General features: G+C 48.8%; 13 protein-coding genes. 9 read left to right on the top strand and 4 right to left on the bottom strand.

The window, feature by feature from the left end; translation table 11 throughout:
- Positions 1-240 precede the first annotated feature (240 nt).
- The 7 genes from ACR9Y8_RS09345 to ACR9Y8_RS09315 all read left to right on the top strand — a co-directional run bounded on the left by ACR9Y8_RS09345 (position 241) and on the right by ACR9Y8_RS09315 (position 7,193).
- Positions 241-3,357: a ligand-binding sensor domain-containing protein gene (locus ACR9Y8_RS09345; RefSeq protein ID WP_481212988.1), complete on the top strand. Its 3,117-nt coding sequence runs from the start codon at positions 241-243 to the stop codon at positions 3,355-3,357.
- A 17-nt stretch (positions 3,358-3,374) separates the two neighbouring features.
- Positions 3,375-4,145 (top strand): response regulator transcription factor, encoded by a 771-nt coding sequence (locus ACR9Y8_RS09340; protein WP_481212987.1) that lies wholly within the window; start codon positions 3,375-3,377, stop codon positions 4,143-4,145.
- 233 nt (positions 4,146-4,378) lie between these two features.
- Positions 4,379-4,759: a YybH family protein gene (locus tag ACR9Y8_RS09335; RefSeq protein ID WP_481212986.1), complete on the top strand. Its 381-nt coding sequence runs from the start codon at positions 4,379-4,381 to the stop codon at positions 4,757-4,759.
- A gap of 90 nt (positions 4,760-4,849) precedes the next feature.
- On the top strand, positions 4,850-5,653 hold the full coding sequence (locus tag ACR9Y8_RS09330) for a helix-turn-helix domain-containing protein (RefSeq protein WP_481212985.1): 804 nt from the start codon (positions 4,850-4,852) through the stop codon (positions 5,651-5,653).
- 28 nt (positions 5,654-5,681) lie between these two features.
- Positions 5,682-6,263 carry a Crp/Fnr family transcriptional regulator gene (locus ACR9Y8_RS09325; RefSeq protein WP_481212984.1) on the top strand — a complete coding sequence of 194 codons (582 nt, stop codon included), beginning with the start codon at positions 5,682-5,684 and terminating at the stop codon, positions 6,261-6,263.
- A 59-nt stretch (positions 6,264-6,322) separates the two neighbouring features.
- Positions 6,323-6,826: a DoxX family protein gene (locus ACR9Y8_RS09320; protein WP_481212983.1), complete on the top strand. Its 504-nt coding sequence runs from the start codon at positions 6,323-6,325 to the stop codon at positions 6,824-6,826.
- The gene (locus ACR9Y8_RS09315; protein ID WP_481212982.1) at positions 6,801-7,193 is read left to right on the top strand and encodes a hypothetical protein; all 393 of its coding nucleotides are present in this window, start codon (positions 6,801-6,803) and stop codon (positions 7,191-7,193) included. The genes ACR9Y8_RS09320 and ACR9Y8_RS09315 overlap by 26 nt, the downstream gene beginning before the upstream one ends.
- 72 nt (positions 7,194-7,265) lie before the next feature.
- Here the strand turns inward: ACR9Y8_RS09315 and ACR9Y8_RS09310 are convergent, their stop codons facing one another.
- A complete protein-coding gene (locus ACR9Y8_RS09310; RefSeq protein WP_481212981.1) occupies positions 7,266-8,198 on the bottom strand; it encodes an AraC family transcriptional regulator in 933 nt (310 codons plus the stop codon).
- A 165-nt stretch (positions 8,199-8,363) separates the two neighbouring features.
- Between ACR9Y8_RS09310 and ACR9Y8_RS09305 the strand changes: the two genes are divergently transcribed.
- Positions 8,364-9,893 (top strand): aldehyde dehydrogenase family protein, encoded by a 1,530-nt coding sequence (locus tag ACR9Y8_RS09305; RefSeq protein ID WP_481212980.1) that lies wholly within the window; start codon positions 8,364-8,366, stop codon positions 9,891-9,893.
- 100 nt (positions 9,894-9,993) lie between these two features.
- Positions 9,994-10,353 carry a DUF779 domain-containing protein gene (locus tag ACR9Y8_RS09300; RefSeq protein WP_481212979.1) on the top strand — a complete coding sequence of 120 codons (360 nt, stop codon included), beginning with the start codon at positions 9,994-9,996 and terminating at the stop codon, positions 10,351-10,353.
- Positions 10,354-10,364: 11 nt separating this feature from the next.
- Here ACR9Y8_RS09300 and ACR9Y8_RS09295 read toward each other — a convergent pair whose 3' ends face one another.
- The 3 genes from ACR9Y8_RS09295 to ACR9Y8_RS09285 are packed head-to-tail and all read right to left on the bottom strand — an operon-like array spanning position 10,365 to position 13,474.
- Positions 10,365-10,775: a c-type cytochrome gene (locus ACR9Y8_RS09295; protein ID WP_481212978.1), complete on the bottom strand. Its 411-nt coding sequence runs from the start codon at positions 10,773-10,775 to the stop codon at positions 10,365-10,367.
- Between the two features lie 24 nt (positions 10,776-10,799).
- Positions 10,800-12,995 carry a xanthine dehydrogenase family protein molybdopterin-binding subunit gene (locus tag ACR9Y8_RS09290; RefSeq protein WP_481212977.1) on the bottom strand — a complete coding sequence of 732 codons (2,196 nt, stop codon included), beginning with the start codon at positions 12,993-12,995 and terminating at the stop codon, positions 10,800-10,802.
- Positions 12,992-13,474: a (2Fe-2S)-binding protein gene (locus ACR9Y8_RS09285; RefSeq protein WP_481212976.1), complete on the bottom strand. Its 483-nt coding sequence runs from the start codon at positions 13,472-13,474 to the stop codon at positions 12,992-12,994. The genes ACR9Y8_RS09290 and ACR9Y8_RS09285 overlap by 4 nt, the downstream gene beginning before the upstream one ends.
- Between the last annotated feature and the right edge of the window lie 19 nt (positions 13,475-13,493).

Below are 13,493 nucleotides of genomic sequence, written 5' to 3'. Positions count from 1 at the left end.
TTGTCCCCGTCCCGGCAGGGGGACGCTTAACGCGGAATGTCATAGATAAGCTATTAAATTATTGGTTAATAAAACGACGTAAACGATTACGTAATTATTGCAAAGTATTTGGTACTTTTAAACCTTTATGCGAAGTAAGTTTTTGTTTGCTAAATCGTTTATTCAGGGCGTATCATTATTTGTTCAAAATGTTTCACGAGTTGGGGGCTAAACATCAACCATATCTAACTAGTTGATATTATGCGGATTCTGCGGTGTTTGACAATGATCATGCTGGCTTTGTGGCCGGCGCTGCCTGCTGCTGCACAACAGCATTATTATTTCCGGCATTACCAGGTGGAAGACGGCCTTTCCAATAATACGGTTATCAGTATCATACAGGACCGGGACGGCTTTATGTGGTTTGGCACCAAAGAGGGACTGAACCGCTTTGACGGCTACCAGATCAAAGTGTTCAACCTCGATGATGACTACGAGCGCTCTCTGACCAAAGACCTGATCTATTCTCTTTATACAGACGAACATGGCACCATGTGGGTGGGCGCCCAGAAAGGGCTCTACCGCTATGAGCGGGAACGGGAACGCTTTACAAGGGTGATAGACACGCTTCGCAATGTATATAATCTGCAGTCTGATAATAAGGGGCTGCTCTGGTTCATTGCCGACCATTCGGTGTGTAATTATGACCTGAAAACCGGGCAGGTAAAGCGCTTTCCGAAGAACCGCTATTTCATGGCCAATACTATTTGCGTAGCAGGCGATGGCAATTTATGGGTAGGCACCGGGGCAGGCGATCTGCAATGTTTTGACAGGGCCACGCAGACGTTCAAGGGTTATAATCTATTCTCACATTCTCCGGCCGTAGGTAGCTGCTTTATGGAAGCACTGCTGCCGGTGGGCCCGCAGACCATCTTCGTAGGCACCTCCTGCCAGGGTGCAAAGCTGTTTGATATTGCCAGCAGGACTTACAAAGACATACTTACCTACAACGCCGATAAAACTACCGTCTACGTACGCAGTATGATGAAGTACTCTGATACCGAGGTATGGTTCGGTACGGAATCGGGTATTTTTATAATGGACCTGCGCAGCGGAAAGATGGTGAACCTGCGTAAGAAATTCCTGGATCCTTATTCACTGTCAGACAATGCGGTGTATTCCCTCTGCAAAGATCATGAGGGAAATGTATGGGCCGGTACTTTTTTCGGCGGTATTAATTATTATGCCCGGCAGCATCAGTTCTTCCGGAAATATTATCCTGATTATTCAAAGAATTCCATCAGTGGGAATGCCGCCCGTGAGATCTGCCAGGATAACGATGGCAATATATGGATAGGCACCGAAGATGCAGGACTGAATAAGCTCAACCCTGCTACGGGAGATATTACGCATTTTGAACCTGCGGGTACAGCAGGCAGCATCACCTATTCCAATATTCACGGCCTGGTGGTAGATGGTAATGATCTCTGGATAGGTACCCACGAGCACGGGCTCGACGTGCTCAATATCAAAACCGGTAAGCTCCGTAAACACTATTCGGCCGGGCGGGGTCCGCGGGACCTCAGGAGCGATTTTATTGCCAGCCTGCTGCGCTCATCATCCGGCCGGATCTTCATAGGAACCGGCAATTCGCTGTATGAATATGATCCCGGGACAGACGGTTTTACACGCGCGCCTGAAGTACCGGCGGGTATTACTATTTCCTGCTTGTATGAAGATCGCAGCAAGACGGTTTGGGTAGGCACGCATGGCGGAGGGGTGTATTATTTCAACCGTGAGCAGCAGATCAAGGGACAGCTGGTGAACGATCTTACCAACCGCAACAGCCTGCCTACCGATTATATCAATAACATTTTTGAAGACCACGCCGGTAACCTGTGGTTCTCTACAGAAGGTGGGGGGCTTTCGCAGCTGGGCCCTGCCAGGAAACAGTTTATACGGTATATGACCCGGAACGGGCTGCCCAGCAATTATATTTACAAAGTAGTGGAGGATGACCGTCATCAGCTATGGGTTAGCACATCAAAAGGATTGGTATGCTTTAATCCCCTCACCCGGCGCATGGTGGTGTATACAAAAAGTAACGGGCTGCCCAGCGATCACTTTAATTATAATTCAGGTTTCAAAGATGCCAGGGGTACCCTGTACTTTGGCAGCATAAAAGGAATGATCACTTTCAGGCCGGATGAAGCGCCTACGCATACACCCACTCCGCCGCTGTATATCACCACCCTCTATGTGAACAACCGGGAATTATCAGCGGCACGCGACAGCGGGTTGCTGAAAAGATCCATCCAGTATACAGACAGGATAGAGCTGCCTTACAACCGCTCTTCCATCAGCCTGGACTTTGCAGCGCTGAGCTATATATCCCCCGATATGACCAGCTACCGGTATATGATGAGCGGGGTGGATGAAAGCTGGACCACTATCCAGCCTAACCGTAAAGTGTATTATACCAATCTCTCGCCGGGAGAATATGTGTTCAGGGTGAAAGCAGCCGTGAATGGGGCAGGAGACGAATCTGAACGACAGCTCATCATCCATATACTGCCTCCTTTCTGGGCAAGCCCGCTGGCATATCTCTTTTATGCACTGCTGGTAGTTTCGATCGGGTTTTATATCATCCGCGACTATCATCGCAGAACACAAAAGAAAAAGGAAAAGGAAAGCTTTGAAGCGAAGATCGATTTCTTTACACACGTAGCCCATGAGATCCGCACACCGCTGACGCTGATCAAAGGGCCGTTGGAAAACCTGCTGGAAAAAACAGACGAGCTGCCGGATATCAAAGATGATGTAATGATGATGGAGCGGAACACCAACCGGCTAATGTCGCTGGTGAACCATATCCTGAACTTCAGGCAGATAGAAGTGAAAAGTTTCCGCCTGGATTTTACCAGGGTAAATATAAAAGCGCTGGTGCAGCAAGCTTTCCTTGACTTTGCCCCGCAGGCTAAAAAACGCGGACTGGATTATACCATTGACCTGCCTCCTTATGCCATTAATGCTGTTGCTGATGAAGAAGCCCTGCAAAGGATCCTGGGCAACCTGCTGAGCAATGCCATCAAATATGCCGCCGCACAGGTAACAGTCGTACTACTCCCCGCAGGAAAAGACGATGCTTACTTTACGATAGAGATCAGCAACGATGGTCATATTATTTCCACAGATATGCGGGAGAAGATCTTCCAGCCTTTTGTACGGCTGAAGGAAACTGCGAAACAGAAGGGCACGGGTATTGGCCTGACGGTGGCCCGTTCACTGGCAGAGCTGCACAGCGGTAAACTATACCTGAAGAACAGTCGCGAACAGATTAATACCTTTGTATTACAGATCCCTTTAAAAACCGAATAGATTAAGCATATTGCAGTATGTTACCGACTATTTTACTAGTTGACGATGAAGAAGATATCCTGGAGTTCCTGGAGCGGATCCTATCGCCTCGTTACAGGGTGCTGGTGACCGAGAGCGGAGAGGATGCCTTAAGGATCCTCGACAAAGAGACGGTGCAGCTGATCATCAGCGATGTGATGATGCCTGAGATGGACGGCTTTGAATTATGCCGTCATATCAAATCCAATTTTGAATATTCCCATATTCCTGTCATACTGCTCACTGCCAAGAATACGATCCAGTCAAAGATAGAAGGCCTGGAGCTGGGAGCAGACGCTTATATTGAAAAGCCTTTTTCCAAGGAACATCTGCAGGCACAGATCAGCAGTTTACTGGCCAACAGGGATAACCTGCGCGCCTTCTTTGCCAGCTCTCCGCTGGTACATATCAGGAGCATGGCGCATACGCGCGAGGACGAACGTTTCCTGGAAGCATTGAATGTGACCATACTGCAGCATATGGAAGATGCAGACCTCAACGTGGAGAAGCTGGCCAGCTATATGAACATGAGCAGGATCACGCTGTACCGGAAGATCAAGGCGGTATCAGACCTTACGCCGGTTGAGCTGATCAATGTAGTGCGGTTAAAGCGGGCGGCAGAATTACTGGCCGATGGGCGGTATAAGATCTACGAGGTGGCGAATATGACGGGGTTCAGCACACAGAGTAATTTTACCAGGAATTTCCTGCGCCAGTTCGATATGACGCCTACAGAGTATATCCATTCCAAACACGGCAAAAAAGAGTAGCCTTGTCAGGCGACAAGGCTACTGGTGTTATTTAATCATCATCTTCCTCATCACCATGTTTAAAGTGCCTGAAAAAGGCTGACTTTCTTCCCCCGCCGGCTCACATATGGCATCTATTTTAAGAGGCGATTTCAAACTGTTCCGTTTTGTTCAATTTAAAGCGGCAAGGGCTTTCTAGTTTTGCTAATATAATCAAGGATATCCGCCATTCATCATCATTAAACCATTTACAAATGAATCTACCAACAAGACCACAGGACGCTCATGCAGCATTGGCCGAAGCATTCAATACCGGCGATGTAGCAACTGTTATGAGCATGTATGATAATACAGGGATTATCGTGCCTGAACCAGGCAAAGCCGTATCGGGCAAGGAGCAGTTTGAGGCGGCTGTCAGGGCCATTCTCTCTATCAAAGGAAAGATGGAGATCAGAACAGTGTATTGCATGCAGACCGGCAACATTGCCGTGGGCAGGTCTGAATGGAGTATTACGGACGGCGATGAGGTAAAGATCAGCGCCAAAGGGATTGAAGTAATGAAACAGCAGGCGGATGGCACCTGGAAGATTGTGATAGATCATGCTTTCGGGGCTGAAACTGAGCTGGTAGCATAAGAGATAGTAGCCTTCCAGGGGTTTAACGCCCCTGGAGGGTGAATATACCAGTGATTACGTATCTTTATAAAACGTTTACCGGAAAAAGTTATGACATACCAGGAAATAAAACCAGGGGAGCTACTGAAGCCGTACGTAAAATGTTATTTCATTTTCGAATCGGAGTCCAGTGTTGAGCTGGATGATACTATATTTCCTGCAGGTAATATGGAGATGATCTTTAACCTGGGCGAGGGAGTATGGCGCACGGAGGTGAACGGGGTATTCGAGAATACTCCGCCGGTAGAGTTGTGGGGGCAGATCACCCAGCCTACGCCTGTGAAGTCGGTAGGTAAGCAGGTAATGCTGGGGGCCAAATTCCTGCCTCATACGCCTGCCTTTTTCCTGGATGAAGAAGTGTCCTTGTTCAACGACAAGGTGATTGACCTCAGGGACCTGCTGGGCGCTTCCGTAAAGGAGCTGCATGCAAAGCTCCTGGAAACTTCGTCTTTGGGTAAACGCGTTGAACTGCTGGAAGGATTCCTGATGCATTGTATCTCCATGAAAAGGAAGAAAGCAGAGAAGCTGCGTATGATCGGTGAGGTGATGACAGATATGCGGCGTAATTCATTTGCCGACACCATAGAACGTACAGCGAACCGGTATAACGTTACGCCCCGTTACCTGCAAAAGCTTTTTGTACAATATACTGGTATGACGCCTAAACTGTACAGCAAGATCAACCGGTTCCAGCTTAGTTTGCAGCTGATCAGCAAGAATGAATCTTCTTTTACGGCTATTGCATATGACTGTGGTTATGCAGACCAGTCGCATTTTATACGGGATTTTAAGTCGTTTACAGGTCTTACACCCTCTTCTTATTCGCCTACATCCCTGATCCCGGCTACGCCCTGATATGTAATTGTTTTCCTATTTTTGGGCAATGGGCGATCTTCTTCAGCTCCGGCAGGCCATTTATCGATTCAATCCTCTTCAGGATGCAGAGTGGGAGGCGTTTGCGGCCACACTTATTATCAAAGATTTTAAGAAAGGTGATTTCCTGATCCGGCAGGGCCAGGTGGAGAACTATATCTACTTTCTTAATACCGGCGCTACGCGCAATTACTTTGTGAAAGATGATAAGGAATTTACGGTAGACTTCCAGTTCCAGGGTGATTTTGTTACTGCTTATTACTCCCTGATCACCCGGGAGCCGAGCGCCATTGCTATTGAGCTGCTGGAAGATGCAGAGGTGGTGGCTATCCCTTTGAAGTTCCTGCAGGAATTTTATGCCAAACATCATAATGGCGAGCGGGTAGGAAGGCTGATAGCAGAATACCAGTATATTAAAAGGCTGCGCCGGGAAATGGATCTGCTGTCGCGCACCGCAGAAGAGCGGTATAACGAGCTGATGCAAAGGAACCCGGCCCTGATCCAGCAGATTTCAGTCAAGCATTTATCCTCTTATTTAGGCATCCATCCTGAAAGCCTGAGCCGCATACGGAAGCAGCAGGCCAGAAACTAACATACATCATTTTAAGGCTGCAGGGCATTGCTGAATTTTGCTGTAAATACACAACAGCAATGGAAACTTTAGCAGTCTTAATTCCGGGTTTTGTTGTCAGTATGCTTATTTGCCGGTGGTTTAGCGGTGAATGGCGGCTGGTTTTCAGCGGTAACCTGGCTATGTGCCTGATGTTATTTCTTACGGCACTGGGGCATGTGCTTTTTACAAAGGGAATGGCGATGATGATCCCACCTTTTATTCCTTTCAAAACAGCAGTGGTATATATTACCGGGGTAATGGAAGTGCTGATGGGCCTTGCATTGCTTTATCCTTCGCTAAGGCGGCGTACCGGCTATGCGTTGATCGTATTTTTTATCCTTCTCCTTCCTGCCAATATTTATGAATCTGTTATACACCTCAATATGGAAAAAGGCACCTTTGATGGTCCGGGGCCGGTTTATTTATGGTTCAGGATCCCGCTTCAGCTATTCTTTATCGGGTGGGTGTATTATTGGTCTGTGAGGAAATTCAGTGTAACTAATAAAGCAGAAACGCATGTTGCCCGGCCATCTTATGTATGAGGTAGATATTACCAACAAGGAATCTGTTGTTTTTATCAATAGTATAAAGGCCCGGAACCTGAAAGGATTTTGCTGGTTATGGATGAATCTTCCGCGAATCATACGGTCGGTAAAGGGGCATCATGGGGCGTATGAATGTATACCGGCGCTGGTAAGCCCCTTGCAGGTAGTGATGGTGAGTTACTGGTATGGATATGGTGAGCTGGCGGATTATTACAAGGGAGAATATCATAAAAGCTTTAGTGGGTTTGTAGCGGGCAACCCGCTGGCTTTGGGGATGTATTTTGAATATTTTCCGGCGGAGCGGTCCGGGAAGTATATCAATGGGGTGTTTGGGTTGGGGAGAAATTTCAGGAGGAAGAATTGAGGAAATATTGTAGTGTTGCAACACTGTCCAAACAATTGAGGATAATCAAAGTGGCGAGAAATAATATAGCAACTACAATCTCCCCGTTACGCAATTCTGATAAGACCCCGGCGTAATGCCCTCCAATTTCCTGAAAACGCGGATAAAATAATTCACATCACTGAAGCCGCACTGGGCGCTTACAGATTGTATATCATTACGCGCATCCGCCAGCAGCTCTTTAGCCAGCCGGATACGGGAAGCATTGATATATTCCACGGGGCTGATCCCGAATTGTTCCTTAAACCATTTAAAGAATACGTTCCGGCTGAGGTAAGCTTTGCGGCAGAGCACATCTACGGCAATTCTTTCTGAGAGGTGTTCCTGGATATAGTTCAGCACATAGTGCAGGCGCGTTTGATTGGTGTTGTCGCCTTTTTCTACTTCTATCTGCTGCAGGTGCTGGCATTGTAAAAGACGAATGAGCAGCTCCTTCAACGAAAGATCGGCGAAGATACCTTTGGACCTGTCCGGGCTACTGCATACACGGATGATCTTATTGATCAGGCTGGAGATCTCATCGTCATTGGAGAAGTGGTATTGATTGCACTGCAGTTTCCATTCGTTTCGCTCGTCGCTGCTGCTGTTGTAGTAATTATTCAGGTACTGCAGGGTTTCATTTACATAAGCTGCATCCACGGTCAGCGCAATGCATTGGGTAGGGTTTTCAGGCGCTGCTTCGGGAAAGTCGATACGCATGGTCTCATTGGCAGGAAGGATCACCGTTTCGCCAGGCAGGTAGTCAAAGCCCGGTTCATTGAACAGGTGCATCACCTTTTTTCCACGGATCATGCTGGTGATCACAAAATCGGGGAAGCTTAAGGGCACCTGGTAGGCTTGCTGGTAGCTTTCAAAGATATTCAGCTCGCAGTTGCGCAGGTTGAATATACGCCTGTTCTCTACCAGCGTTTGCAGGTGCTTAGGGTCTGTCAGACCCACTTTGCGGAGATGACTCTTTACGGGCACGGTACAGCTTCTTTTTTTGACCGGTACAAGTTTAAACCCCTATACTGAAGTTACAAAAATCAAAGTACAATCGTGCTATAAAAAAATACAATTGTGGACGCTTAATCTTGCATTTTGGTGAAAATTAGCTGTATTCATTCACCAAACAAAAAAAATTCTTGCGTTATGAGTAATACAACTGCGGCCCCTGCAGGCAATGTGGCAACCCGCCCACAATTCAAGGAAAGATACGACCACTTTATCGGCGGCCGGTGGGTGGCCCCTGAAAGCGGCGAATATTTCGACAACGTCTCACCTATTGACGGAGTGGTGTTCACCCAGGCTGCCCGCGGTAATGCAAAAGATATTGATAAAGCGATTGATGCGGCACATAAGGCATTTCCCAGCTGGAGCAGGACGTCGGTTACCGAACGCAGTAACATGTTATTAAAGATCGCCCAGATAGTGGAAGATAACCTGGAATACCTGGCCGTGATAGAAACGATCGACAATGGAAAGCCCATCCGGGAAAGCAGGGCAGCAGACCTCCCGCTGGTAGTTGATCATTTCAGGTATTTCGCCGGGGTGATCCGCAGTGAAGAAGGAGGCGTCAGCGAACTGGACGATAGCACTGTCAGCATTAACCTGCATGAGCCTATCGGCGTGGTTGGACAGATCATTCCCTGGAACTTCCCCCTGCTGATGGCTACCTGGAAAATGGCGCCCGCCCTGGCAGCCGGTTGTTGTACCATTGTAAAACCGGCAGAACAAACGCCCACCAGCATCATGTGCCTGATGGAATTGATCCAGGACATTGTACCGCCGGGCGTGATAAACGTGGTAACAGGCTTTGGGCCGGAAGCCGGTAAGCCGCTGGCGCAATCACCCAGGGTAAATAAAGTGGCCTTTACCGGTGAAACCACTACCGGCAGGCTTATTATGCAATATGCTTCTGAAAACCTTATCCCGGTTACCATGGAGCTGGGTGGCAAAAGTCCCAATATATTCTTTGAATCCGTAACGGCGAAAGATGATGAATTCTTTGATAAGGCTGTAGAAGGCGCCGTACTGTTCGCCCTTAACCAGGGAGAGGTATGTACCTGCCCCAGCCGTATCCTGGTGCATGAGAATATTTACCAGACCTTTATGGACCGGGTGATCCAGCGTACCAAGGCCATTAAAATGGGTAACCCGCTTGATAGTACCGTCATGATGGGTGCCCAGGCATCAGAAGACCAGTATAATAAGATCCTCAGCTATTTTGAGATCGCCAAGCAGGAAGGCGCCCAGGTACTTACCGGCGGAGAGGCCTGGCATCAGAACAGCGGCCTGGAACACGGCTTCTATATCAAGCCCACTGTGCTCAAAGGACATAACAAGATGCGGGTATTCCAGGAAGAGATCTTCGGACCGGTTACCTGCGTTACTACTTTCAAAACAACGGAAGAGGCCATAGCGCTTGCCAATGATACCTTATACGGCCTGGGGGCCGGGGTATGGACCAGGGACGCCCATGAATTATACCAGGTGCCCAGGGCCATTCAGGCAGGCCGTGTCTGGGTAAACTGCTATCACGCTTATCCGGCGCATGCACCCTTTGGCGGATATAAAAAATCAGGCTTCGGTAGGGAGACGCATAAGATGATGCTGAATCATTATCGTCAGACTAAGAACATGCTGATATCCTATAGTAAAAACAAGCTTGGTTTCTTTTAACTTCTTTTAAGGAAACCATGGTAAGCACAAGGTGTTTGTAACGGGAACAGCGGCTTTACAGCCAGCTGTTCCCCCTTTGTGCTGATGTAAAGCAGCCTTTATGCAGACAGATCGTGTTATAGCTACCGAAAAAGCCCTTGAGCTGATAGAGCGCCTTAAACAGCAGCATGGGCCGCTGATGTTTCACCAGAGCGGCGGATGTTGCGATGGTTCACAACCTATGTGCTTTGAAGCCGGCGAATTCAGAACAGGCAATAGTGATGTGCTGCTGGGTGAAGTAGGCGGTTGCCCTTTCTACATGAATCGCGACCAGTTTGAATATTGGAAACATACCCAGCTGATCCTGGATGTGACCGCCGGGAGGGGTAGTAGTTTCTCTCTTGAAATACCCCTGGGGGTAAGATTTCTCACCCGGTCAAGGGTGTTCTCCGACCAGGAGATCAGGGAGCTGGAGTCCTGATCCGATATTACTTACTTCCTGGCAGCTTTTACCTCTTCGGGGTTAATTGCACCGCCTTTATTACCAAATGAATTACGGATGTAGTTCAGAATATCGCTTATTTCCTCATCCTTTCCATCAAAACCTGCCATAGGCTGGTTATAGGTTTGCCCGTTCACCTTTATTTCCCCGCTGAGGCCGTACAGCACGGCCTGAATAGCCCTTTTTTTATCCGCCATCAGGTAGTCTGATTTTGCCAGCGGAGGGAAAACACCTTCCACGCCCTGGCCCTGGTCGCCATGACAGGATTGGCAATATGTGGTGTATAAGGTTTTCCCTCTTGCCATACTGGCCTTCAGATCTGCAGGAGGCTGCGGGCTGAAGGCCAGCGATAGGAGGCACACGGTTGATAGCAAAAGCAAGTATCCGGGCATCTGTTTCATTGCTTATATAGGTTAAATGGCTGTTTATGCTTCATTTAAATTGACGGGCAGGGTCCTGATCCTTTTGCCGCTGGCGGCATAGATGGCATTTAATACTGCGGGCACTGCTACCGGGTTGGATACTTCTCCCAGGCCCCAGGGCTGTTCGTCATTGCTCTCCACAAAGTGCACATCTATTTCAGGACATTCATTGATACGCACTACTTTGTTCTGGTGGAAATTAGAAGTAGTGACACGACCGTTCTTTACGTTTACGCCTCCGTACAATAATGCAGAAAGTCCCCAAACCACACCACCTTCTATCTGGTTCTTTGCGCCGGAAGGATTTACCACCATGCCGCAGTCTACTGCGCAGGTAACATGATTAACAGTTACTTTTTTATCGGCTACTGTTACCAGGGCTACTATGGCGCAATAGGTGTTGCCGTAGGGATATATGGCAATCCCTCTTCCTTGTCCGGCGGGAAGCGCCTGGCCCCAACCGCTCTTTTCCCTGGCCAGCTGCAATACCCGGATCATTCTTGTATTACTGATCTTTTCTGCATGGCCCACGTTGGCTTCCCGTCCTTCTTTCAGCAGTGATATACGGAAATCATACGGATCTTTCTTCAGTGCGATGGCTACTTCATCCACAAAACATTCGCTCAATGCCCAGCCGTTGATCATTACGGAACGCCAGGCAGTTGATTGCAGGATGCTTTCATTCGTAAGATCTTCCAGGTCGTAACGTATGTTGGGAATGTTATAGCCGTTGCTGGTCAATTCCGTGGCAGGATACTGGCGATCCCACATATAGGTGCGGCATTCCTTCTCGTACCATGCGTAGAGCTGGTTGTTCTCATCCCAGCCGGCCTGATAATCCAGGCGCTGGTAACAATGCACGGCATTGGTCTGATGATCATCCTCCCTTGTCCACATTACTTTAACGGGGATATTGCCCGCCTCTTTTGAAATGCACATCGCTTCAATAGCGGCATCGGGATAAGCCCTTCTGCCATAGCCACCACCGGAAGGGAACAGGTGGATCTTCACTTTATCCCTTGCGATGCCGAAAACGCGGGTGATCTCGTCTGTGATGTATTCCGGCCATTGGTTACCGATCCATAGTTCGCAATTGTCTCCTTTAAAGTGGGCGGTACAGTTCAATGGTTCCATGAGCGAGTGCAGCATGTAAGGGAACACATAACCGGCGCGTAAGGTTTGCTTTACATGGTCGATATTGGCGATGGCATTTTCATCGCCGGTGTAACCCGAAGGATCCAGCCGTTGTTCGCCGCGGTGTTTAGCGAAGGCGGCAAATTCCTCTATACTGGCTTTTGTATGCATACCTTCATCCCATACAACGGAAAGGCTTGCCCTGCCTTTCTGTGCAGCCCAGAAAGAGTCGGCAACAACGGCAATTCCCTCGCGTATGTCGTAGGGGAGAATAGGGCCCTGTATACCAGCTACCACACTGGTGGATACCACCTTTCTTACACCTTTGACAGCGAGGGCTTTTGCCGCGTCATAAGATCTGATCCTGGCCTTAAATACCGGTGCTCTTGCCACCAGGGCATATTTCATGCCCGGTATATTTACGTCTGCTCCGTATTGATGTTTGCCTGTTACCAGCAAAGGCAATGTCTTAGCAGCCTGCGATCTGCCGATGATAGTAAAGTTGTTGCGGCTTTTCAGTGTAACGGAGGCCGGCACTTTGAGCCTGGCGGCTTGCTGGGCCAGCTCTCCGAAACCTGTTCGTTGTCCGCTGATCTTGTTGATGATAAAATGGTTCTCCGCATAACAATTATCCGGAGTAGTGTTCCACTGTGTAGCAGCTGCCTGTACGAGCATTTCGCGGGCGGTGGCTCCTGCTTTGCGCAGGATAGGCGTCATCGTGATCACGGTGGAGCTGCCTCCGGTTCCATGTCCTCCGTTGGCATCATTGTATTTTATGAGATCGGCCGGTGGAAAGGAGACCTTTACTCTTTCGAAATCGGCACAGAGCTCTTCTGCTATCAGCATGGCCATGGCGGTAGATACACCTTGTCCCATTTCATGTTTGGTGAAATGGAAGATCACGTCGCCATTTGTTTGTACAGAGAGAAAGTCTCCCATGGCAGCAGCGGTATCTGTTGCGATGGTTTCATCCAGCGGCGCAAATGCTTTTGCAAGTCCGGACAGGCCCAGTATCAGTCCGCCGCCGGTGAGCGGCACTATCCGTATAAAATGACGCCTGTTCATTGGTTGAGGGGTTTAGGGTTGAGCTTGAAATCAATGGCGGTTTTGATAGCCTTGCGGATCCGCACATAAGTACCGCAACGGCAGATATTACCTGCCATCGCGGCATTGATTTCCTGGTCGGAAGGAGAGGGATTGTTATTGAGCAGCGCCGCAGCGCTCATGATCTGTCCTGCCTGGCAGTAGCCGCATTGCGGCACATCTTCCCTGATCCAGGCCTGCTGTACAGGGTGCGAGCCATCTGGCGCAAGGCCTTCTATGGTGGTGATACGCTTATCTGCAGCAGCGCCGCAGGTGAGCGTACAGGAACGTACGGCCCTGCCATCGAGATGGATGGTGCAGGCGCCGCATTGCGCAATGCCGCATCCGTATTTGGTACCGGTTAAGCCTGCATAATCTCTCAGTAACCATAACACCGGCATGTCGGTATCCACATCGTGCTGTTGTGTGGCGCCATTGATATGAAAGCGTAAGACGGGCATGTGAAGAGGTATTTTGTGT

This window comes from Chitinophaga sp. SVR4-12A (genome assembly GCF_056754765.1).
Note: the sequence above shows the minus strand (reverse complement) of the source record. Positions and strands in the feature narration are given on the sequence as shown.